Source organism: Aliivibrio sp. 1S175, assembly GCF_001690985.1.
Taxonomy (GTDB): Bacteria; Pseudomonadota; Gammaproteobacteria; order Enterobacterales; family Vibrionaceae; genus Aliivibrio.
In genome coordinates, this window is sequence record NZ_MAJS01000005.1 from 170530 (window position 1) to 192385 (window position 21856).

General features: G+C 40.7%; 19 protein-coding genes. 6 read left to right on the forward strand and 13 right to left on the reverse strand.

All coding sequences use genetic code 11. The features are described 5' to 3' along the window. Nucleotides 1–22: 22 nt before the first annotated feature. From A6E06_RS01500 to trxA, 3 genes are all read right to left on the reverse strand, one after another. Nucleotides 23–1018 (reverse strand): hypothetical protein, encoded by a 996-nt coding sequence (locus tag A6E06_RS01500; protein WP_065594500.1) that lies wholly within the window; start codon nt 1016–1018, stop codon nt 23–25. A gap of 153 nt (nt 1019–1171) precedes the next feature. After that, nucleotides 1172–2431: a transcription termination factor Rho gene (gene rho, locus A6E06_RS01505; RefSeq protein WP_065594501.1), complete on the reverse strand. Its 1260-nt coding sequence runs from the start codon at nt 2429–2431 to the stop codon at nt 1172–1174. 238 nt (nt 2432–2669) lie between these two features. After that, nucleotides 2670–2996 carry a thioredoxin TrxA gene (gene trxA / locus A6E06_RS01510; RefSeq protein ID WP_060993417.1) on the reverse strand — a complete coding sequence of 109 codons (327 nt, stop codon included), beginning with the start codon at nt 2994–2996 and terminating at the stop codon, nt 2670–2672. Nucleotides 2997–3108: 112 nt separating this feature from the next. Here trxA and rhlB point away from each other — a divergent pair, with 112 nt between their 5' ends. Both rhlB and gppA read left to right on the forward strand, forming a co-directional pair. Further along, nucleotides 3109–4416 (forward strand): ATP-dependent RNA helicase RhlB, encoded by a 1308-nt coding sequence (rhlB, locus tag A6E06_RS01515; protein ID WP_065594502.1) that lies wholly within the window; start codon nt 3109–3111, stop codon nt 4414–4416. A gap of 33 nt (nt 4417–4449) precedes the next feature. Next, a complete protein-coding gene (gppA, locus tag A6E06_RS01520; RefSeq protein ID WP_065594503.1) occupies nt 4450–5949 on the forward strand; it encodes a guanosine-5'-triphosphate,3'-diphosphate diphosphatase in 1500 nt (499 codons plus the stop codon). Nucleotides 5950–6298: 349 nt separating this feature from the next. Here the strand turns inward: gppA and hemB are convergent, their stop codons facing one another. Further along, nucleotides 6299–7312, reverse strand: coding sequence for a porphobilinogen synthase (gene hemB, locus A6E06_RS01525; protein ID WP_065594504.1), 1014 nt, complete (start codon nt 7310–7312; stop codon nt 6299–6301). Nucleotides 7313–7447: 135 nt separating this feature from the next. Here hemB and A6E06_RS01530 point away from each other — a divergent pair, with 135 nt between their 5' ends. Then, the gene (locus A6E06_RS01530) at nt 7448–8209 is read left to right on the forward strand and encodes a TatD family hydrolase (RefSeq protein ID WP_065594505.1); all 762 of its coding nucleotides are present in this window, start codon (nt 7448–7450) and stop codon (nt 8207–8209) included. A 1885-nt stretch (nt 8210–10094) separates the two neighbouring features. Here A6E06_RS01530 and tatC read toward each other — a convergent pair. From tatC to rmuC, 7 genes are read right to left on the reverse strand one after another with little or no spacing between them, the layout of a single operon-like run. Then, entirely contained in the window at nt 10095–10850 is a 756-nt protein-coding gene (gene tatC, locus A6E06_RS01535) for a Sec-independent protein translocase subunit TatC (protein ID WP_065594506.1), read from the reverse strand. A gap of 2 nt (nt 10851–10852) precedes the next feature. Then, a complete protein-coding gene (gene tatB / locus A6E06_RS01540; RefSeq protein ID WP_065594507.1) occupies nt 10853–11230 on the reverse strand; it encodes a Sec-independent protein translocase protein TatB in 378 nt (125 codons plus the stop codon). A gap of 3 nt (nt 11231–11233) precedes the next feature. Continuing rightward, nucleotides 11234–11485, reverse strand: a complete 252-nt coding sequence (gene tatA, locus A6E06_RS01545; RefSeq protein ID WP_065594508.1) for a Sec-independent protein translocase subunit TatA — start codon at nt 11483–11485, stop codon at nt 11234–11236. Between the two features lie 51 nt (nt 11486–11536). Continuing rightward, entirely contained in the window at nt 11537–13171 is a 1635-nt protein-coding gene (gene ubiB, locus A6E06_RS01550) for a ubiquinone biosynthesis regulatory protein kinase UbiB (RefSeq protein ID WP_065594509.1), read from the reverse strand. Then, nucleotides 13168–13791, reverse strand: coding sequence for an SCP2 domain-containing protein (locus A6E06_RS01555; RefSeq protein ID WP_065594510.1), 624 nt, complete (start codon nt 13789–13791; stop codon nt 13168–13170). Before A6E06_RS01555 ends, ubiB begins: the two co-directional genes overlap by 4 nt. A gap of 11 nt (nt 13792–13802) precedes the next feature. Next, nucleotides 13803–14567 (reverse strand): bifunctional demethylmenaquinone methyltransferase/2-methoxy-6-polyprenyl-1,4-benzoquinol methylase UbiE, encoded by a 765-nt coding sequence (gene ubiE / locus A6E06_RS01560; protein ID WP_065594511.1) that lies wholly within the window; start codon nt 14565–14567, stop codon nt 13803–13805. 56 nt (nt 14568–14623) lie between these two features. Then, the gene (gene rmuC / locus A6E06_RS01565; protein WP_065594512.1) at nt 14624–16144 is read right to left on the reverse strand and encodes a DNA recombination protein RmuC; all 1521 of its coding nucleotides are present in this window, start codon (nt 16142–16144) and stop codon (nt 14624–14626) included. 127 nt (nt 16145–16271) lie between these two features. On the opposite strand from rmuC, the gene A6E06_RS01570 reads away from it, so the two are divergent. Beyond that, entirely contained in the window at nt 16272–17180 is a 909-nt protein-coding gene (locus A6E06_RS01570; protein ID WP_065594513.1) for a DMT family transporter, read from the forward strand. 69 nt (nt 17181–17249) lie between these two features. Here the strand turns inward: A6E06_RS01570 and A6E06_RS01575 are convergent, their stop codons facing one another. Both A6E06_RS01575 and A6E06_RS01580 read right to left on the reverse strand, forming a co-directional pair. Continuing rightward, on the reverse strand, nt 17250–17534 hold the full coding sequence (locus A6E06_RS01575; protein ID WP_065594514.1) for a hypothetical protein: 285 nt from the start codon (nt 17532–17534) through the stop codon (nt 17250–17252). A 118-nt stretch (nt 17535–17652) separates the two neighbouring features. After that, complete coding sequence (locus A6E06_RS01580) at nt 17653–18882, reverse strand: multidrug effflux MFS transporter (RefSeq protein ID WP_065594515.1); 1230 nt, start codon at nt 18880–18882, stop codon at nt 17653–17655. Nucleotides 18883–18979: 97 nt separating this feature from the next. Between A6E06_RS01580 and A6E06_RS01585 the strand changes: the two genes are divergently transcribed. Both A6E06_RS01585 and A6E06_RS01590 read left to right on the forward strand, forming a co-directional pair. Continuing rightward, nucleotides 18980–19945, forward strand: coding sequence for a LysR family transcriptional regulator (locus A6E06_RS01585; RefSeq protein ID WP_065594516.1), 966 nt, complete (start codon nt 18980–18982; stop codon nt 19943–19945). An 80-nt stretch (nt 19946–20025) separates the two neighbouring features. Further along, nucleotides 20026–21819, forward strand: a complete 1794-nt coding sequence (locus tag A6E06_RS01590; protein ID WP_065594517.1) for an aminopeptidase P family protein — start codon at nt 20026–20028, stop codon at nt 21817–21819. The last annotated feature ends 37 nt before the right edge of the window (nt 21820–21856 follow it).

Here is a 21856-nt window from a genome sequence, read left to right on the forward strand (position 1 = left end):
TCTTTACCTACTTTTCTCATTATTAACGTTGTGACAGCGCTAACCTTACGTGTTGTTTTCGAACTTTATTTCGCGTTATCGGTAAACTTTCTAACCAAGATTGATGCCCATAATTTGCTAAATGCATGGCAACAGCACCACCGTCTTGAATATGATCGATTTTAGCTAATAAGAACTGCTGAACATCTTGAGGGAGAGGATGGAGTTGCGCTAGCGAAGCAAAAGCACTCTGTTTTAATGACGGATTATTGGTGGCCGACATTAATTGCTGAATCGCAAATGGATCGGGAGCAATGTTTGATAATCGACCCAATTCAGCCACGCTGTATTGATCCGTTCTCATTTTCCATAGAATTTTATACACATCAGAATTTTGAGATATTTGAGCTAAACGAACCATTACTTCTGTTGTTGGTAACCAAACAGATAATGAGCCGTCTGTAATCTGTGAGACTAAATAATTCAATGCTTCTGGCGTTAAGCTGTCCAATTCAGCTAATACAATTGATTGGCGAACGCGAACCTGATGAGGCTCACCCACTAGCCATTCAGACAGCACCAATTTATGTTCTTCCGCTGCAAGAATAAAATCTAACACTTGTTGGTCTTTCGACATTTGGTTTAATACACGAGAAGCAATACTGCTGTAATCAAACGCAAGTTTCGTCACCACATACCCATTACCTGCTTGTTTAATGGTATAGGTTGGATGAATAGCTAATTGCTCCCTTAGCCAAATAGTGCCTTTCGGATCTAAAATTAATTGTTGTTGCTCTATCTGTTTTACCAACATGAACCGAACAGCTTCCTGTTGTGGCATAGATAAACGATTGAGAGAAAAATTAAGCGTGATGATATCGCCATCAATTAAATATTGATGCAGTTCATCGACCTTCTTATTGAGTTGCTGATCAACCAATAAACTATGAACAAAATTAGGTTGAACTTCAGAGGCTGATACGTGACCAACCAGCAAACTTGCAGAGAGGAGGATCGATGCCAACAGTCCTTGTTGCATATGTAGCTCCTTAAATTAACTAAGTTTATATTACACAACCTAGTACAAATGATGATGCCGTCAAATTAACAAATAAGCAACAAAAAACGCTGCCAATTTGGCAGCGTTTTATTATTTATTGAGTTAGATATCAATAATTGAGGAGAATCTCAATTACTGGCGACGCATCGCATCAAAGAACTCATCATTCGTCTTCGTCATTGATAATTTATCAATTAAGAATTCCATCGCATCACTTTCACCCATTGGATGAACAATCTTACGTAAGATCCACATTTTCTGTAGCTCATCAGTCTTCGTAAGTAGCTCTTCACGGCGAGTACCTGAACGACTAAAGTCAATCGCTGGGAATATACGTTTTTCCGCAATTTTACGGTTTAAATGCAATTCCATGTTACCAGTACCTTTAAACTCTTCGTAGATAACTTCATCCATTTTAGAGCCAGTATCAACCAATGCCGTTGCAATGATAGTTAAACTACCACCTTCTTCAACGTTACGAGCTGCACCAAAAAAGCGTTTAGGACGGTGTAATGCGTTTGCATCAATACCACCAGTAAGAACTTTACCTGATGATGGAATAACGGTGTTGTATGCACGAGCAAGACGAGTAATTGAATCCAATAGGATAACCACGTCTTTTTTATGCTCAACAAGACGCTTCGCTTTTTCGATTACCATTTCAGCAACCTGTACGTGACGAGACGCTGGCTCATCAAACGTAGATGCAATTACTTCACCTTTAACAAGGCGTTGCATCTCAGTTACTTCTTCTGGACGTTCATCGATAAGTAGAACCATTAACTCACACTCAGGGTGGTTATGAGCAATACTTTGAGCAATGTTTTGAAGTAGCATTGTTTTACCCGCTTTTGGCGGAGCAACAATCAGACCACGTTGGCCACGGCCAATTGGAGAAGCTAAATCAAGAATACGCGCCGTAATGTCTTCTGTTGAACCATTACCACGTTCCATACGTAAACGATCGTTTGCGTGTAAAGGGGTAAGGTTTTCAAAAAGGATTTTGTTACGAGCATTGTCTGGACGGTCATAATTAACAGCGTTTACTTTAAGAAGAGCGAAATAACGTTCGCCATCTTTTGGTGGACGAATCTTTCCGCCAATCGTGTCACCAGTACGCAAATTAAAGCGACGAATTTGGCTTGGAGAGACATAGATGTCATCCGGGCCAGCCAAGTAAGAACAATCTGCTGAACGAAGGAAACCAAAGCCATCTTGAAGAATCTCAAGTACACCATCTCCAAAGATGTCTTCACCGCTTTTCGCATGTTGCTTAAGGATGGAGAAGATGATGTCTTGTTTTCTTAGACGAGCTAGGTTTTCTAGGCCTAATGATTCGCCAAGAGCAACAAGGTCAGACACTGGTCTGTTTTTAAGTTCAGTAAGATTCATAGTGGTAGGTAGTTGTTTAGTCAAAATCAGATTCTATCTTTAGTTGATTTAAGAATGGATGACCTTCGAGCTCGGTCAAGAAATGAAATCGTATGAAATACGCCCAATAAATTATCACTTATTTGCATTTTAGTCTAGGGCTTGGCCCTGATTTCTAAGCTTAGCTTAGCTCAGAAAAACAAAACCGCACATAATTTTTCATTACATGCGGTTCTATCTGACTTAATTGCACCCTATATTATAGGTTTGCATCAAGAAACTCTTTAAGCTGAGTTTTTGAAAGTGCACCCACTTTCGTTGCAGCTACGCCGCCATCTTTAAACAAAAGTAGCGTCGGAATGCCACGGATACCAAACTTTGGTGGTGTTCCTGCATTCTGATCAATATTTAATTTACCAATCGTTAATTTGCCTTCGTACTCATCTGCGATTTCATCCAGAATAGGTGCGATCATTTTACATGGTCCACACCATTCTGCCCAGAAATCTACTAGTACTGGGCCTGCTGCATTGATCACACTTTCTTCAAAACCGCTATCTGTAAGCTGCAAAATTTTGTCGCTCATCGTCAACTCCAACGTTAAATTTAAAGGCTGATTTGATGATAACCAGCAAATTGATGCCCTATTTGAATGGAATACGTTTCGTATTGCAAGCTTTAACTGATATTCTATAGCAATGAAAAAGACGCACATCACAGAGCAAAAGTTTGCCGACCTAGGTTTAGAACCTCAGGTCCTTGATGGTTTGAATGCAAAAGGGTTCATTAATTGTACTCCTATTCAAGCTAAGGCATTGCCGGTACTGCTCGCCGGCCAAGACATTGCAGGCCAAGCCCAAACGGGCACTGGTAAGACGCTCGCGTTCCTTGCTGCTACTTTTAATCACCTATTAACGACGCCTGCTCCTGAAGGTCGTAAAATCACGCAACCACGAGCTATTATTATGGCTCCTACGCGTGAGTTAGCGATTCAAATTCATAACGATGCTGAATCTCTAATCGCAAGTACTGGCTTAAAAGCGGCACTTGCTTACGGTGGCGAACGTTATGAAAAACAACAGAAAGTTATCGAAGCTGGTGTTGATATCCTAATCGGAACAACTGGCCGTATTATAGATTTCTACAAGCAAGGTCAAATTGACTTTAAGATGATTCAAGTCGTTGTTCTTGATGAAGCCGATCGTATGTTCGATTTAGGTTTCATTAAAGATATTCGCTTTATCTTCCGTCGTATGCCTGCGCCAACAGAACGTCTAAATATGCTGTTCTCAGCAACGTTATCTTATCGTGTACAAGAACTTGCATTTGAACACATGCAAGAACCTGAGCACGTAGTCGTTGAACCGGATCAAAAAACAGGTCATCTTATTACGGAAGAATTATTCTATCCTTCAAATGACCATAAAATGGCACTTCTTCAAACGTTAATCGAAGAAGAATGGCCTGATCGTGCAATTATTTTCGCCAATACTAAACACAAATGTGAATTAGTTTGGGGTCACCTAGCTGCCGATAAACACCGCGTAGGTCTCCTTACTGGTGATGTTCCACAGAAAAAACGTGAACGCATCCTAGAAGAATTCACTAAAGGTGACGTAGATATTCTTGTTGCTACCGACGTAGCGGCTCGTGGTCTACACATTCCACAAGTAACACACGTATTTAACTTTGATTTACCAAATGAAGCCGAAGACTATGTTCACCGTATTGGTCGTACAGGTCGTGCTGGTGAAAGCGGTAACTCGATTAGTTTTGCTTGTGAAGAATATGCAATTAACCTTCCTGCAATTGAAGAATACATTGAACATTCAATCCCACAATCGGATTATGATTCTTCAGCTCTATTGGAAGAGTTACCTGCACCAATCAGACTTCAACGCCGTCCGCAACAAAATCGTCGTAACGGCAGCAATAATAATGGTCAACGTCCAGGCGGAAATCGTAAATATTCACGCCCTCGTCAACCTCGTAGCCCTCAAGCGTAATTGAGAACTATGGAAAAACAGTAAAAGGATGTTATGAAAAGTTCAACAATATCACCGATGTATGCCGCCATTGATTTAGGCTCCAATAGCTTCCATATGCTTGTTGTGCGTCATATAAATGGTAGTGTGCAAACCATGGCTAAAATCAAACGTAAAGTACGTTTAGCTGCGGGATTAGATGAAAATAACACACTCAGCCATGAAGCTATGCAGCGTGGGTGGGATTGTTTGAGCTTATTTGCAGAACGTCTGCAAGATATCCCAGTAGAAAATATTCGCATTGTCGGTACTGCAACACTGCGTGTGGCGACCAATGTGGATATCTTCTTAGAAAAAGCCAATAAAATCTTAGGTCATGATATTAATGTGATCGAAGGAGAGGAAGAAGCTTGTACTATTTACCAAGGAGTTGCACACACTTCCGGAGGTAATGGCCGTCGACTCGTTGTCGATATTGGCGGAGCAAGTACTGAACTTATCATTGGTGAAGGTTTTGAAGCTCAAGCACTCACAAGCCTAAAAATGGGCTGTGTCACTTGGCTTGAAGGCTACTTTAAAGACCGTGCATTAACTCAAAAAAACTTTGATGCTGCGATTACTGGCGCAAAAGAGACTTTAGCTCCTATTTTAAAACAGTACACTGACCTTGGTTGGCAAACCTGTGTTGGAGCTAGTGGCACGGTACAAGCATTGCAAGAAATTATGTTGGCGCAAGGCATGGATGAGGTTATCACCTTAGCCAAGCTTAAGCGCCTTCAAAAACAAGCAATGCAATATGAACATTTAGAAGAATTAGATATTGATGGATTGACCCTTGAGCGCGCCTTAGTGTTCCCAAGTGGTTTATCCATCCTTATCGCTATATTTGAATTACTCAATATTGATTCAATGACATTGGCTGGTGGTGCTCTACGTGAAGGCTTATGCTACGGCATGATTGAAGTCCTTCAGCATGATGAAGTATGCCAACGTACAATTTGTAGCGTACAAAAACGCTATCAACTAGACTTCGATTACGCTCAACAAGCAACTAATTTAGCAGAACAGCTTGTTATGCAATGTGGTTCTGAATGGTTAATTGAACCTCAAGCGTTACCGTTATTAAAAACAGCAACTCAACTGCACGAACTGGGAATGTGTATTGATTATAAAAAAGCGGGCGAACACTCTGCTTACTTAATTAATGCCTTAGATTTACCCGGTTACACGCGCGCGCAAAAGCACCTATTAGGTGAATTACTTCGCCGATACCGTGAGCAGTTCTCTGCAATGCCCACTCAACACGCTGTTTCTGATTTATCAGCCCAGCGTATGTTACGAATCCTGCGTTTATCCCTCATTTTAACGCATCGTCGCGATGTCTCTTTAGCTCCATCTGTCACCCTTTCTGAAAAAGACGATGTTTTATCGTTGTCGATTGATAAGAAATGGTTAGCGGAGAATCCGCTGACAAGAGCTGAGTTAGAAATTGAAGCGGATAAACAGACGAATATTGGGTGGGATTTGGTTATCGATGCTAGGACTAGTATTTAGGGGCGAGTAAGAACCTATACGCTGCGCTAACTAGAGGCTAGAACGCTTTGCTTCTATAAGAGCAAGTGCAGAGTTCAGATCGCTTCGCTTGCAGAATTCAGAGGCGATTGCAGTTAGATTTCTAAATCAATTTAACAACGAACCTGTTGTTAGAAGGCACAAAAACGAAAAGCATGATGATTAACTAAAATCATCATGCTTTTTTGTTTTTTGGGATTAAAGAACTTACAACATTCAAGATTCTCGCTCTTATAGCCTCTAGTTAGCGCAGCGTATAGTCTCTAGTTAACACCAAAGCTCACCACACTCACCTCTGAAACCTTTAAGCCAAGCGATCTAAACCCTGCTCTTATTTCTCTTCCGCCAACCACTCAGCGACATCTTTCGCAAAGTAAGTCAGAATGCCATCAGCACCTGCACGCTTAAAGCACAACAGAGATTCCATCACCGTATCACGCTCACTCAACCAACCATTCATAATAGCGGCTTTGTGCATCGCGTATTCACCCGATACCTGATAAGCAAACGTAGGCACTTGAAGTTCAGTTTTAACACGACGAACGATGTCCAAGTAAGGCATGCCTGGTTTCACCATTACCATGTCAGCACCTTCATTGATGTCCATTGCTACTTCGTGAATAGCTTCATCGCTGTTAGCAGGATCCATCTGGTAGTTCTTTTTATTACCACCTTTTAAGTTAGACGATGAACCGACTGCATCACGGAACGGACCATAGTAACAAGACGCATATTTTGCAGAATACGCCATAATTTGCGTATGAACATAACCCGCTTTCTCTAGCGCTTTACGGATCTCACCAATACGGCCATCCATCATATCTGACGGAGCCACCACATCAGCACCGGCTTCAGCATGCGATAATGCCTGCTTAATCAGAACTTCTGTCGTTACGTCATTCATCACGTAACCATCTTCATCAATAATGCCATCTTGCCCGTGAGTCGTGAATGGGTCTAATGCGACATCAGTGATAACACCTAACTCAGGAACATGTGCTTTTAACTCTTTCACAGCACGCTGAACTAAACCTTCTGGATTGTGAGCTTCTGCTGCACATAAGCTTTTCGCATCTTGAGACACTACTGGGAATAAAGCAATCGCAGGAATACCTAAGTCATATAAACGTTGTGCTTCTTCAAGTAATAAATCAATCGATAAACGCTCAACACCCGGCATTGAATCTACCGCTTCACGACGGTCTTTACCCATAAGCACAAACATTGGATAGATTAAGTCATTGACGGTTAATTGGTTCTCAGCCATTAGACGGCGGCTAAATTCATGCTTACGCATACGACGCATACGACGGTTTGGAAACGTACCTTGAATGGATACAGACACACTGAGCTCCTTTTGTATTTATGATGCGTTCAATATATACCCATCGCCTTTTGAATCCAAATTTTCTTAGGGATCTGATTTTTACGATTAACTTGGTATGATAGAAAACATAACTTGAATAAAAGATCCTTAATTATGATTGATACCCACGCTCACATATATGCGAAAGAATTTGATGAAGACCGAGATTTGGTTGTTCAACGTGCCTTATCACAAGGTATCGATCAGATCTTATTGCCTAACATTGATTTAGACTCTATCGAACCAATGTTAAAAACCGAGGCGACTTACCCTGATATTTGTCGCTCAATGATGGGACTACACCCATGCTATGTGAATGCTGATGTTAAGCAAACCTTAGCGACAATCCACTCTTGGTTTGAGAAACACAACTTCATTGCGGTAGGTGAAATAGGTATTGACCTATACTGGGACAAAACCTTTAAAGCTGAACAAGAGATGGCTTTTATCACTCAGTTAAACTGGGCAAAAGAGATGAAACTGCCTGTTGTTATTCATACTCGTGATTCTATTGAAGAGACATTAAGTCTGCTTAAACAGGAGCAAGATGGCTCGTTATCAGGCACTTTCCACTGCTTTGGTGGCTCTGTTGATGAAGCCAAAGCGATCAATGATTTAGGCTTTCACTTAGGTATTGGTGGGGTTTCTACTTTTAAAAATGGCGGTATGGATAAAATCATTCCACACCTTAATATGGACTACTTAATCTTAGAGACCGATTGCCCATATTTAGCACCAGTACCTCACCGTGGTAAGCGTAATGAGCCAGCGTATACGCAGTTAATTGCTCAGCGTGTGGCTGATTTACGTGAGATGAGTCTGGCGGATGTTGATGCGATTACGACAGAGAATGCGAAAAGACTTTTTAAAATTTAAGAGTAGAAGATAGAGTTCAGATCGATTCGTTTCAGGAAGAGCCTATACGCTACGCTAACTAGAGGCTAGACCGCTTCGCTTCTATAAGAGAAAAAGCTGATTCTTTAACGCTGCTATTCCAACGTCACAACACTCGCTCTTATAGTATCTAGTTAGCGCAGCGTATAGTTCCTAGCTAGTTCCCCTGAAACCTTTAGGGAGCTTGCGACCGATCTGAACCCTGCTCTTTTACTTTGCCCCAAACAAGAAAAACCCCGCTAGACTCTCGTCCAACGGGGTTATAACTTTACTCGCAGCAATCCGGCTACTAATGGTGCTCCATGCATCAAATCCTTGATAGTATGCTGATTCCTTCAGCTTATTCCTTTCTCGCCATCCTAGCGGTGTCCTTGATCTTATCCTGATCCGTTAACAATCCGTAGTTAACTCTCTTCACTTGTTCCTTGAGCGGTGTCCCTTACATCATCCTGATGTGCAATCCATTTTCCTCAATCCTAGAGGTGTCCATTGTCTTTCCTTAGTAGTAACCATCCTAGCTACTATTGCGTCCATTCAATGTCCATTTCGCTATCCATGCCGATTACTAATCCTAAGTAACCGAGTGCCTCATCCTGAAGCGTACCAAATCCTTGGCTAGTTCCTGTTCCGTGTCAGCATCCTTCCGACACCAATAAGATTACGCTTTTCATTATTTTCAGCAATAGACTAAATTCAAACTTTTGCAAAAATAATTATCGCCCTTTTGTTGAAATACACAAAGGCGTTAAATATCAATAATTTAAATTATCACTGGTTATCTTTATCCATAAATAAAGCGAAAAAGCGCACTTGTTTGTGAGAGATCTCGCACACGGGTCATGGTGTTTTGGGAGTAAGGATTCAGATCGCTTCGCTAGAGGTTTCAGGAAGAATCTATACGCTACGCTAACTAGAGGCTAGACCGCTTCGCTTCTATAAGAGAAAAAGCTGATTCTTTAACGCTGTTATTCCAACGTCACAATAGTCGCTCTTATAGTATCTAGTTAGCGCAGCGTATAGTTTCTAGCGAATATAGATAAACTAATCACACATCCCCCTGAAACCTTAAAGGGAGCTTGCGACCGATCTGAACCCTGCTCTTTTACTTTGTTCCAAACAAGAAAAACCCCGCTAGACTCTCGTCTAACGGGGTTATAACTTTACTCGCAGCAATCCGGCTACTAATGGTGCTCCATGCATCAAATCCTTGATAGTATGCTGATTCCTTCAGCTTATTCCTTTCTCGCCATCCTAGCGGTGTCCTTGATCTTATCCTGATCCGTTAACAATCCGTAGTTAACTCTCTTCGCTTGTTCCTTGAGCGGTGTCCCTTACATCATCCTGATGTGCAATCCTTTTACCTCAATCCTAGAGGTGTCCATCGTCTTTCCTTAGTAGCAACCATCCTAGTTACTATTGCGTCCATTCAATGTCCATTTTGCTATCCGTGCCGATTACTAATCCTAAGTAACCGAGTGCTTCATCCTGAAGCTTACCAAATCCTTGGCTAGTTCCTGTTCCGTGTCAGCATCCTTCCGACACCATTGAGATTACGCTTTTCATCTATTTCGGCAATAGACTAAATCCTATTTTTTGCAAAAAAATATATACAAAATTAACCACAAAAGAAAAAGAACTTATTTTACATAGATTTAGATTAAAATAATGTATTTATGATTACAAATAAAACGATAAATCTCACTCATTTGTAAGAGATCTCGCACACGGCTATTCCACTTTGTCCCAAACCTCTATAAAGAGTATGCGTGAGCAAGATCACTATATAAAAGACGTTAGCTAAATTGACCCCATAAAAAAAGCGCTGACATAACATCAACGCTTTTCATATTACCCAATTTATCAAGCGTTACGCTTCATCTTGTTCCATATCATCTTCGTCTTTCTCTCTCACATAGAAACGAGAAAAGAACAGTCCAAACTCAAATAGAATACACATAGGCACTGCAAGTAAAGTTTGAGAAATAATATCTGGCGGTGTTAGCATCATACCGACAACAAAAGCACCCACGACAATGTATGGACGTTTTTGCTTTAACGTTTCCGGCGTTGTCGCTCCCGTCCAACATAATAAAATGATGGCAACAGGAATTTCAAACGCAATACCAAACGCTAAAAACAATGCTAATACAAAATCAAGATAACTGGCAATATCAGTCGCTACTTGAACACCTTCCGGAGCAATGTTTGTAAAAAAACTAAACACTAATGGGAAGACGATAAAATAAGCGAAAGAAACGCCGGCATAAAACAGCATTGAGCTTGAGAACAATAATGGCATGACGAGTTTCTTTTCATGCTTATACAATCCAGGAGCGACAAATGCCCACACTTGATAAAGAATCACTGGAACAGCGACAAATATCGATGCCACCAAAGTCAGCTTTATGGGCGTGAAAAATGGTGACGCGACATCAGTTGCTATCATCGTTGCACCTGCAGGCAGTCTTTCTACCAAAGGCGCTGATAAGAACTCATAAATGTCATTAGCAAACCAGACTAGACCTAAAAACACCACTATGACGGCAATTAATGCCTTTAGTAATCGATTCCTTAGCTCTAATAGGTGAGTTAACAACGGCTGAGAGTGTTCAACTGATGACATAATTACTCTGCTTTTGTTTTAGAAGTTGAATCAGACGCAACCGGAATCTCTGTATCTACTTTTGGTGTATCTACAGTTTCTTCTGGTTTGGCATATGGACGAGTGACATCAGCTGCCGCTTGTTTTAACTCTTCTACTGACTTTTTAAGTTCAGGCGATAAGTCATCCATATTCATCTGTTCTGCTTTACGCAAATTATCTTGTAACTCTTGTATTTTCAGTTCCTGTGTCAGCTCATCTTTGACGTTATTCGCCATGCTTTTTGCTGCCCCAACAAACTGCGCTACAGAGCGAATCGCTTTTGGTAAGCGCTCCGGCCCTAATACAACGAGTCCAACAACAGAGATTAGTATCAGTTCCCAAAAACCGATATCAAACACGTGTTATGCCTGCTCTTTGTCGTTTTGCTTTTGTTTTTCTACTGTCTCTGCTTCTTTTTTCTCTAAGTTTTGAGGAGCAGTAAAATCAGCGTCTTTTTTCGCATCTTTTGCTGTATCTTCTTCACTTATTGCTTTTTTAAAGCCTTTAACTGCAGAACCCAAATCACTGCCTACACCGCGTAATTTTTTCGTACCAAATAACAGAACGATAATTACTGCAATAATAAGAAGTTGCCAAATACTAATACCACCCATGCTTGTTTCCTCAGCGTGTTAGGGTTAAAAAATTGCTAATAAGAATAACGCTTATCGACGATATGCTCGCCAGCTTAATAGCCAAAACGTGATTCCTGTAGCAGCACTAATTGATGCTAACGCAGTAATGTTACTGGTTAATAACACCGCAGAACAAATCAACAGAGTTGCTCCAGCATTAAATAGAAATTGTCCTTTCGCTTGTTGACGCTTACTTTGACGATAACCTGCGTAGAGTTTATCCATTCGTTGATTGAGAACTTTGCCCTGGCGCAAACTGTCATAAACTAACTCTGGTAGCTCTGGCAATTTTTCAGCCCAAAATGGCGCTTTCTCACTCAAAGCAGTCAGGAAGGCTGCCGGTCCAACTTGTTTTGCCATCCACGTTTCTAAAAACGGTTTGGCGGTTGCCCATAGATCCAATTGAGGGTATAGCTGTCGCCCTAATCCTTCTACGTACAATAATGTTTTTTGCAATAAAACCAATTGCGGTTGCACTTCCATATTAAAACGTCGTGCTGTATTGAATAAATTCAACAGCACATGACCAAAGGATATCTCACCTAATGGCTTCGCAAATATAGGTTCACACACCATGCGGATCGCAAATTCAAATTCTTCGACATTAGTGTCTGCCGGAACCCAACCTGAATCAACATGCAATTGTGCGACTTTACGATAATCACTATTAAAGAAACCTAATAGGTTTTCCGCTAAATAACGCTTATCTTCTTTATTGAGAGTTCCAACAATACCACAGTCTAATCCAATCCATTGTGGATTATCTGGATTATCTGGATTTACGAAGACATTCCCTGGGTGCATATCCGCATGAAAAAAGCTGTCTCTAAACACTTGAGTAAAGAAAACTGACACACCACGTTCTGCTAACAGCTTCATGTTGGTGTTATTTCTTTCTAATTGTTCAATATCAGAAACTTGAATACCATAGATACGCTCAGACACCATCAAATTTTCAGAACTTAAATCTAAAATAACTTCTGGTACATACAACTCTTCACTACCTTCAAAGTTACGGCGCAGCTGCATTGCATTACTGGCCTCTCTTCTTAAGTCTAGTTCATCGATTAAAGTTTTCTCATATTCTTCGATAACCTCAACCGGTTTAAGACGACGGGCTTCCGGAATGTGCTGCTCAACTAACCCAGCCATGCGGTACATCAATCGAATATCCGCTTCAATCACTGGGCGAATATCAGGACGAATAATCTTGAGAACTATTTCACGACCTGACTCTTTTAGTTTTGCAGTATGCACTTGAGCGATAGAGGCAGACGCTAATGGAATAATATCAAACTCAGTAAACCAATTTTCTAGTGGTCCACCAAGTGCAATCTCCATTTGGTCTTTAGCTAATTGGCCATCAAACGGAGCAACTTGATCTTGCAGTAACGCCAGTTGATCAGCTAAATGAGGCGGAAAAAGGTCACGACGCGTCGACATCATTTGACCAAATTTAATCCATACCGGCCCCAATTCTTGCAGCGCTAAACGTAAACGTTCACCCAACGGTTTTTCTGGATGTTTATTTTTAATCCAAAAAAGGCCTCGACGTAAACGTTTCGGTAATTGAGTTAATGCATGATCAGGCAGCAGTTCATCTAATCCATACTCAAGTTGTACCTTGGTAATATGATATAGGCGTTTTAGCTCTGATGGGGTCATGCGCTCTCCACTGAATTACGATTTAATAGTCGAGTTAAACGAGCATCAAGCTCGGCAAGTTGAGCTTCAACATCAGACACTTGGTCACAAAAATGTGCAATTTCTAACGGCGCAGGTGCAATCTTCCACTCTTCGGTTAACACTTCTGCCGCGTGACGTGTTTGGCGAGAAATTTGTGTTTTTACCCAACACGCACTGTTTTTTACGCCACTCACTAACGTATGAGCCACGATATCACCGGTGTATTGAGAGAGTTTTTCTTCCACATCTGGTTTCAACTCTGTTAATAATGCAGAAAATTGTTGAGCGAGGTTAAGATCACCTTCAAGCACCAACTTATCTTGTTTTATTAATTGAGTAATATTATTTTGCTCACGCAATTGAGGCAAGACAGAAAGATTTAAAGCAAGATAGCAATCTACCTCACCTTCAAACTTGGACAGAATGTCCACTTGCTGTTGGCTAAAGATGAAATACAGATCTTTATTCACTTCGTTTAAATGAACATGAATGATTTTACCTTTTAAGCGCAGCAAAGCAGCTTTACTGTCCGGTGATTCTTTCAACAGAGTATTTAACCCCGTTTCCATCACGCCAGTTACAAACGGTTCTAATGGCATCGTTTTATCCTTTAAAACTTATAACCACGGTGCAATGCAACAATACCACCAGTAAGGTTGTAATAGTTTGCTTGCTCAAAACCTGCGTCTTCCATCATGCTTTTTAGTGTTTCTTGATCTGGGTGCATACGAATAGATTCCGCTAAATAACGATAGCTTTCAGCATCATTCGCGATCAATTCACCCATTTTAGGAAGTAAATGGAAAGAGTACGCATCATAGATTTTAGATAATGGTTCAATGATTGGTTTTGAGAACTCCAAGACCAATAGACGACCGCCAGGCTTTAATACACGAAACATCGAACGTAAGGCTTTATCTTTATCCGTGACGTTTCGTAGGCCAAAGCTAATAGTAATACAATCAAAGAAATCATCTGGGAAGGGTAATTCTTCAGCATTTGCTTGTACGTAATTTACGTTACCAACAATGCCCATATCGCGCAGTTTATCTCGACCAACATTCAACATTGAGTTGTTGATGTCCGCTAAAATAACTTGGCCCGTGTCACCAACGATACGTGAAAATTTAGCCGTAAGGTCTCCAGTACCGCCCGCTAAATCAAGAACTTTATGACCAGGACGTACGCCACTGCAATCAATCGTGAATCGTTTCCAAACACGGTGAACACCACCAGACATAAGGTCATTCATGATGTCGTATTTTGCTGCTACAGAGTGAAATACTTCTGCAACTTTCGCGACTTTCTCATCTTTCGCGACTGTGGTGAAGCCAAAGTGCGTTGTTTCTTCAGCAATGTTCATCTTGTCCGTCATTTTTCGTCCTCTAGAGATTGTTCGCTGAATCCCTACACTCTGAATTCAACAGCACTCTAGTCTACTTTATCCAAGCCGTTATCTCCAAGCGTTTGAATCGTATCTGCGTCAAAAGATTGCTCAATAAATTTACGATTTATGTCTCGCTTTACTTCGACACCTAGCTCTTTAAAGCTTTCAGCCTGACGAATAATATTGCCTCGTCCACTTGCCAATTTATTCATCGCACCTTGGTAGCTTTGATTCGCTTTATCTAACGAACTGCCTACCGCTTCCATATCATCGACAAACAAACGCATTTTGTCGTATAACTTACTGGCACGATCGGCGATGATTTTTGCGTTCTGATTTTGTCTTTCGTTTCGCCATAAATTACTGATGGTTCTTAATGCCACCAACAAGGTTGTTGGACTAACGATAATAATGTTCTGCTCCATTGCATCTGATATCAACGAGGGATCCGCTTCAATTGCCACTTGGAATGCTGGCTCTACGGGAATAAACATCAAGACATAATCTAAGCTGCGTAAGCCATTTAACTTATGGTAATCCTTTTTACTGAGCCCTCGTAAATGTGCACGAATTGCCATTAAGTGCTCATCAAGCGCTTGCTCTTTTTGGTTAAAGTCATCACTGTTAAAAAATCGCTCGTAGGCAACCAAGGTCATTTTTGAATCGACCACGACATCTTTCTCGTCAGGTAAGTGAACAATTACATCGGGATAAAAACGCTTACCGTCTTCATCATCCATACTGACTTGGGTATCGTACTCATGGCCTTCTCGTAACCCTGATTCTTTTAGCACTCGGGCAAGGACGACTTCACCCCAATTACCTTGCTGTTTGTTGTCACCTTTTAGTGCATTGGTCAGGTTTACCGCTTCCTGTGTCATTCGTTCATTCAACTGTTGTAAGCTACGAATTTCATGCACTAAAGTATGTCGCTCTTTGGCTTCAAAACCAAAACTGTCGTTAACCTGTCTTTTAAATCCTTCTAACTGCTCTTTTAATGGTGACAACAAGCCCTCTAAACTGACTTTATTTTGCTCATCAACGGTTTTGGTTTTTTGTTCAAATAACTGATTCGCTAAGTTTTCAAATTGCTGCTTTAAGCGCAACTCTGCACGCTCTAGCATCTCAAGTTTTTCTTGGCTCGATTTACGCTCTTCTTCATGACGCGCTTCTTGCTCTCGCAGTTCCGCTTCTACATTAGAATTCGCTTGGCGTGAAAACTCTAATTGTTGAGTTAAAAATTCTTTCTCTTTTTGGATGGCTTCAAAATAACGCAGCTTTTCCATGGCGGCCATTAAACGACCATGAGATTGTTTTTGTTCTTGGGCAAGCTTATCTCTTTCGAGATCCAGTTCATCCAACTCATTCTGCTGTTTCTCTAATTGCAGATTGAGTTGGTTTAATTGAGTTGATGCGAGTTTTTTTTCTGATTCTAATTCATGCTCTAATAAGGCTAATTCTTGTTGATTACGACTTTTTGCTAAGACATGTGCTACGGCATAAGCAATGCTTGCTCCCGCAAAACCAAACAATAAGTGCCCACCAAATTGATTAAAAAATTCCATAACTTACTCAATACAAAAACTTATTCTTATAGGATATTTTGATACTGGATAAATGTCCAGTTAACACTATTTATCAAGCGCAGGTACACTCCTGATCTAAATGGATTTCTAACTGAGAATAATAACAATGAACGAACGTCGTGCTTTAGGATTTGGTATCGCAGCGGTTCTATTATGGTCCACTGTTGCTACCGCGTTTAAAATTACTTTAGAACACTTTACACCAATTCAAATGCTCACCATTGCCAGTGCCGTTTCTATTCTTGCTTTGATTGGTGTTGCTGCTTATCAAAAAACTTTATCGCAATTAGTGAATACCTTCGTTGCCAACCCTTTGTACTACATTTTACTTGGCGCAATTAACCCTCTGGCTTATTACTTAGTTCTATTTAAATCTTACGACCTATTACCGGCTTCGCAAGCCCAACCAATAAACTACAGTTGGGCGATAACCTTAACGTTAATGGCCGCTGTTTTTCTTGGTCAAAAAATCAGAAAACAAGATTGGATTGCTTGCGTGTTGGGTTATTTTGGTGTGATCGTAATTGCAACTAAAGGCAATATTTTAGCACTAGAGTTTGATAGTCCATTAGGTGTTGGTTTAGCGCTATTTTCAACATTATTATGGGCGAGCTATTGGATCTTAAATGCGAAAAATAAAGCAGACCCAATTTTAGGATTACTACTTGGTTTCTTAGTCGCACTTCCTGTTGCGATTGGGTTGAGTATCTATGAAGGCGCACCTTGGGCACAAATCCCAATGAGTGGTTGGTTAGCGGTGTCTTATGTCGGTTTGTTTGAGATGGGCATAACGTTTGTATTGTGGTTATCTGCGTTGCGTTTAACTCAAAATACAGCACGTATCAGTAACCTAATTTTTGCGTCTCCGTTTATCTCTTTATTGCTTCTAGCAAATATCATTGGTGAAGAGATCCACCCATCAACATTGATTGGCTTGCTTATGATTGTGTGCGGATTATTAGTACAACAATTTTATGGTAAGAAAAAAGAGAAAGAAATTACCGGTAAAATTTAGTCGGCAACCTTTTATTTGATATAAAAAAAGCAGCGACTAATCGCTGCTTTTTATGTTTACTCAAGCTATTTATTTACTTGCCAAATAAGCTTGGAAGTCTTCTAAAGAGACACCTTCTTTTGCCATCTCTTCAGCTAATTTCTTAGTCGTTTCGCCTTTGCGCTCTTCTATTACCACTTGAAATTGGTAAATAAGATCACGCAATGTTGGAACTGACACTTGTCTCGCAGCGCTTCGCACGCGCTCTTGGCTTTGGTTTCCTAACTCAGATAGAAGTTTACCAAACATTAGTTTTTCTGGTGACTCTTCCATCTGCTCTAGAACACGAGCCATTTCAATAATAGACATCGACATTGCGCGTTTTGCCTTTCAGTTGTCAATATTAGTAATAATGCTGAATATACACTGAAAGTCACATTAACTGAATATATTACGAACCAAAATCGTTCTTTTTCTGTTCAATTTATAGGAATTACTTCTCAGTAATGCCTGAATGCCAGCGTTGGCCTGTTTTAGTCAATAGGATCAGCAAGCCTGGGATAAGAAGCCACATCATTATCGTTAAGAGTTGTGCAGAAGGGAGTGCTAATCTTTGCATTGTGCCAACAATGACGCCCGCACCACTCATTTGAAATAACCCTAACAATGCAGCAGCAGTACCCGCTCTATCACCAAAAGGTGCTAATGCTTTACCTGCCGCCGAACCCAGTACCCATGCGAAGCCTACTGACGAGAAAAAGATCGGGACCATAAACGCCCAAGCTTGCTGAATATGTTGAAAACCAAGCATTAAACCACCAGCAATAACAAGTATGCTTAGGCCGAATAATAAGGCGTTTTTCGTTCCGAATCTGACCATGAATTTAGGTGCAGCAAAACACGCCGCGATATTTAATACCGCATTTACCGCAAACCAATTAGTAAATTCTTGCATTGTCAGTCCAAGCTTATCAATCAGAAATACTGGCGCTGAAGTAACATAAGCTAAGATAACTCCCATCGCTAACATACATAAGGTTGCGTGGAATAAGAAGGTTGGGTGCTGTAGTACCGACCAATAACGAGATGGACTGATTAAGCGCCCTGTTTGTACTGTGTCTTTCGGTTTTGTTTCTTTGTAATTAATCGCGATCAACGCTAGAGCGACAAGTGCAAATCCAGCCATAAAACTGAAGTTTGAACGCCAGCCAAAATGAATGGTTAAGTAACTGCCTAAAATAGGTGCTAATGCCGGAATAAAGCAGATTGCGCCATTAAGGTAACTGATCATTCGACCACTTTTCTCTGCACCAAATGAATCTCGCACTGAAGCAAATGCAGCAACTGACGTAGCGCAAGCACCAAAGCCTTGTAATAAACGGGCAATTAATAGCATTTCCATTTCTTGAGCTGAATAAGCTAATGCTGCACTCAAACCATAAATAACAATACCCGTTAATGCAATTGGGCGACGGCCATAACGGTCAGCTAATGGGCCTGCGAATAGTTGCCCAAGACCCATACTAAACATAAACCACGTAATCGTATCTTGACCTAGGGTTGAAGGCACTTGAAATTCACTTACCATCATAGGTAAAGCAGGAAGATAAATATCAATCGCTAACGGGCTAAATAAAACCAAGATGACCATGAGAGTAATGATTTTTTTATCTGATTGTTGCGTAAACGGTGTTGCTGGTTGAGCGGAAACTGGCGTGTGCATGTGTAACTCCTAAAATAGTTCGAGGAGTGTACTCAATTAGAGATATGAACAGAAATGGTTTATATTCAGATCTAACATTCTCATTTGGAATATCTCTATGTTCTTCGAAAAGTTAGCTAAGATTGATCTCAACCTCCTTTTAACTCTGCATTTATTATTAGAGGAAAAAAGCGTAACACGCGCATCTCAACGCCTATGTTTGAGTCAATCCGCGGTCAGTAAAAACTTAGCTAAATTACGAGATCAATTTAATGACCCCCTTTTTACTCGTACCGCTTATGGCCTTCAACCCACAGCAAAAGCCCGCAATCTACAAGCACAACTGCATACCTTATTAAGTCATTTAGAGACCATCACAGAAGCATCGAGTTTTGAACCTCGGCACAGCCATTATCGATTTCGATTAGGACTAGTAGAAAGCACCTATCCGTTGTTACTGCCACACTTCATGTCTTACATTTTAAATAAAGCGCCTAATGTCATGTTAGACACTCATCCTTGGGATATGACCACCTTAAAGAAATTGCAATCAGGAGAGATGGACATTGGAATTACAGGGAAAGATTTAGATCCAAAATACGCCAATATCACCATGCAAATGCCAGCGGATATACGAGGAAAAGAGATTTATCGAGACAGTCAAATGTGCTTAGTTAGACCAAACCATCCCGTATTAACACAAGAATGGACGTTAGATACTTATCTTCAGCAGCGTCACGTTCAAGTTCGCTGTGATGGTAAAGACCAATGGCTACTCGATTACAAATTGGCAGACCGAGGTCTTGAGCGAAGCATTGGTATTATTGTCCCTGATTTTAATAGTGCAGCAAGTTTATGTACCCATACAGACTTAATATTTACGGCCCCTAGCCACTTTATTAAGCTGATTGCAAAACAACTTAATTTAGTCGTATTGCCTTTACCTACCGAATTACCTCAAATGGCCTATACACTTTTCTGGCATCAACAAAAAGAGAATGATGCTGCAAATTGCTGGCTGCGTAATACCATTATTAATCGCTGTAAAGATTTATCAGCATCAACAATTGCAGATGCGCTATAAAAGCGCTAGGTTATAACTCGAATAATAATCCCGCTTTCTGCCTCGCCATATACGGACAGAACACCAATAAGGATACTCAGATGCACCCACAGACTTCTCAACGCATTGAGCAACTTCGCTCATGGCTTGTTAAACAAGATTTTGACGCACTTATCATTCCACATGAAGATGAGTTTTTAGGCGAGTACATTCCTGAACATAATGAACGTTTATTATGGGCAACAGGATTTACAGGCTCTGCTGGTGCAGCGGTGATCACCAAAGATAAAGCTGCGATTTTTGTTGATGGTCGCTATACCGTTCAAGTTCGTAAACAAGTGCCTGCGGATGTGTTTGAGTACCGTCACTTACATGAAGAACCATTATTAGAATGGATTAAGGAAACACTTGCTACTCATTCAAAAGTCGCTGTAGACCCTAGAATGCATACTGCACAATGGTTAAAAAATGCCACGATAACGGTTGATGGTTTTGTTTCCTTAGAAACGATCACAACGAACCCTATTGACCTTTGTTGGGCAGAACGTCCAGAAGTAAAAGTGTCAGATGTTCGTTTAATGCCTATTGATCTAGTTGGTCAATCAAGCACCGATAAGCGCAATGAGATAGCAAAAGAAGTTGCAAAGAAAAATGCGGATGCCGCACTATTGACGCAATTAGATTCTATTTGTTGGTTACTGAACGTTCGTGGTTTAGACGTATCTCGTTTGCCAGTGCTATTATCTCACGCCATTATTCATGCCGATGAAACCGTCGATTTTTTCTTAGATCCAGCTCGCCTACCTTCTGACTTTAGTCAACATGTTGGTCAAGGCGTTAGAGTACATAAACCTGAAGAACTACAATCAATTCTAGAATCACTTACAGGTAAAAAAGTATTAGTAGATTCTGCAACCTCAAATGCATGGATGTCACTTGTACTTTCAGCTGCTGGTGCCACTATCATAGAGGCATCTGACCCATGTTTATTGCCAAAAGCCGCTAAAAATAACACTGAAAAAGCAGGCATGAAAGCGTGTCACGTTCGTGATGGCGCAGCAATGGTGAAATTTTTAACGTGGTTTGATGCAGAAATCGAAGCGGGTAATTTACATGACGAAGCGGTGCTTGCTGATAAACTTCAAGGCTTCCGTGAAGAAGATGAAACATTAGCTGATTTAAGTTTTGATACTATCTCAGCGGCTGCAGGCAACGCCGCAATGTGCCACTATAATCATGAAAACCAACCTGAACCAGGCAAGCTACAAATGAATAGCTTGTACCTTGTTGATTCAGGCGGTCAGTATCCAGATGGGACAACAGACATTACTCGTACACTGCCAGTTGGTACACCAAGTGATGAAATCAAACAGCAATTTACCTTGGTACTAAAAGGTCATATTGGTTTGGCTTCAGCTCGCTTCCCTAAAGGTACATGTGGTCATCAATTAGATATTCTTGCTCGTCAACATTTATGGGCTCAAGGCTATGATTATGATCATGGTACTGGTCATGGTGTTGGTCACTTCTTAAGTGTTCACGAAGGCCCACAACGCATTGCTAAAGTCGTCAATAATACAGCTTTGCTTCCTGGTATGGTGTTATCAAACGAACCAGGTTACTACCGTGCAGACGAGTTTGGTATTCGTATTGAAAACTTAGAGTTGGTTGTTGAAATTGAAACTAAAGGTGATTTTTCAGTGCTTGGCTTTGAATCGTTAACTCGTTGCCCTATTGATAAACGCTTAATCAATATCGATATGCTAAACCGTCCAGAACTTGCTTGGTTAAACAATTACCATCAAAAAGTATGGAATGACGTCAGCCCATTAGTTGATGGCAAAGTGAAAGAATGGCTAAGAAAAGCAACGGCTGAATTAAGCTACGAAAGTTAATCAACGTAAACTAATTATTAAAAATTAAAATGCCACG

Bases quoted from the DNA above. Each gene is read 5' to 3' on its own strand.
- tatC (WP_065594506.1), bottom strand. From the start codon at position 10,850: ATGTCATCAGTTGAACACTCTCAGCCGTTGTTAACTCACCTATTAGAG.
- rhlB (WP_065594502.1), top strand. From the start codon at position 3,109: ATGAAAAAGACGCACATCACAGAGCAAAAGTTTGCCGACCTAGGTTTA.
- ubiB (WP_065594509.1), bottom strand. From the start codon at position 13,171: ATGACCCCATCAGAGCTAAAACGCCTATATCATATTACCAAGGTACAA.
- tatA (WP_065594508.1), bottom strand. From the start codon at position 11,485: ATGGGTGGTATTAGTATTTGGCAACTTCTTATTATTGCAGTAATTATC.
- A6E06_RS01575 (WP_065594514.1), bottom strand. From the start codon at position 17,534: ATGTCGATGTCTATTATTGAAATGGCTCGTGTTCTAGAGCAGATGGAA.
- A6E06_RS01500 (WP_065594500.1), bottom strand. From the start codon at position 1,018: ATGCAACAAGGACTGTTGGCATCGATCCTCCTCTCTGCAAGTTTGCTG.
- A6E06_RS01555 (WP_065594510.1), bottom strand. From the start codon at position 13,791: ATGCCATTAGAACCGTTTGTAACTGGCGTGATGGAAACGGGGTTAAAT.
- A6E06_RS01590 (WP_065594517.1), top strand. From the start codon at position 20,026: ATGCACCCACAGACTTCTCAACGCATTGAGCAACTTCGCTCATGGCTT.
- A6E06_RS01580 (WP_065594515.1), bottom strand. From the start codon at position 18,882: ATGCACACGCCAGTTTCCGCTCAACCAGCAACACCGTTTACGCAACAA.
- A6E06_RS01570 (WP_065594513.1), top strand. From the start codon at position 16,272: ATGAACGAACGTCGTGCTTTAGGATTTGGTATCGCAGCGGTTCTATTA.
- gppA (WP_065594503.1), top strand. From the start codon at position 4,450: ATGAAAAGTTCAACAATATCACCGATGTATGCCGCCATTGATTTAGGC.
- A6E06_RS01585 (WP_065594516.1), top strand. From the start codon at position 18,980: ATGTTCTTCGAAAAGTTAGCTAAGATTGATCTCAACCTCCTTTTAACT.
- rmuC (WP_065594512.1), bottom strand. From the start codon at position 16,144: ATGGAATTTTTTAATCAATTTGGTGGGCACTTATTGTTTGGTTTTGCG.
- rho (WP_065594501.1), bottom strand. From the start codon at position 2,431: ATGAATCTTACTGAACTTAAAAACAGACCAGTGTCTGACCTTGTTGCT.
- A6E06_RS01530 (WP_065594505.1), top strand. From the start codon at position 7,448: ATGATTGATACCCACGCTCACATATATGCGAAAGAATTTGATGAAGAC.
- ubiE (WP_065594511.1), bottom strand. From the start codon at position 14,567: ATGACGGACAAGATGAACATTGCTGAAGAAACAACGCACTTTGGCTTC.
- trxA (WP_060993417.1), bottom strand. From the start codon at position 2,996: ATGAGCGACAAAATTTTGCAGCTTACAGATAGCGGTTTTGAAGAAAGT.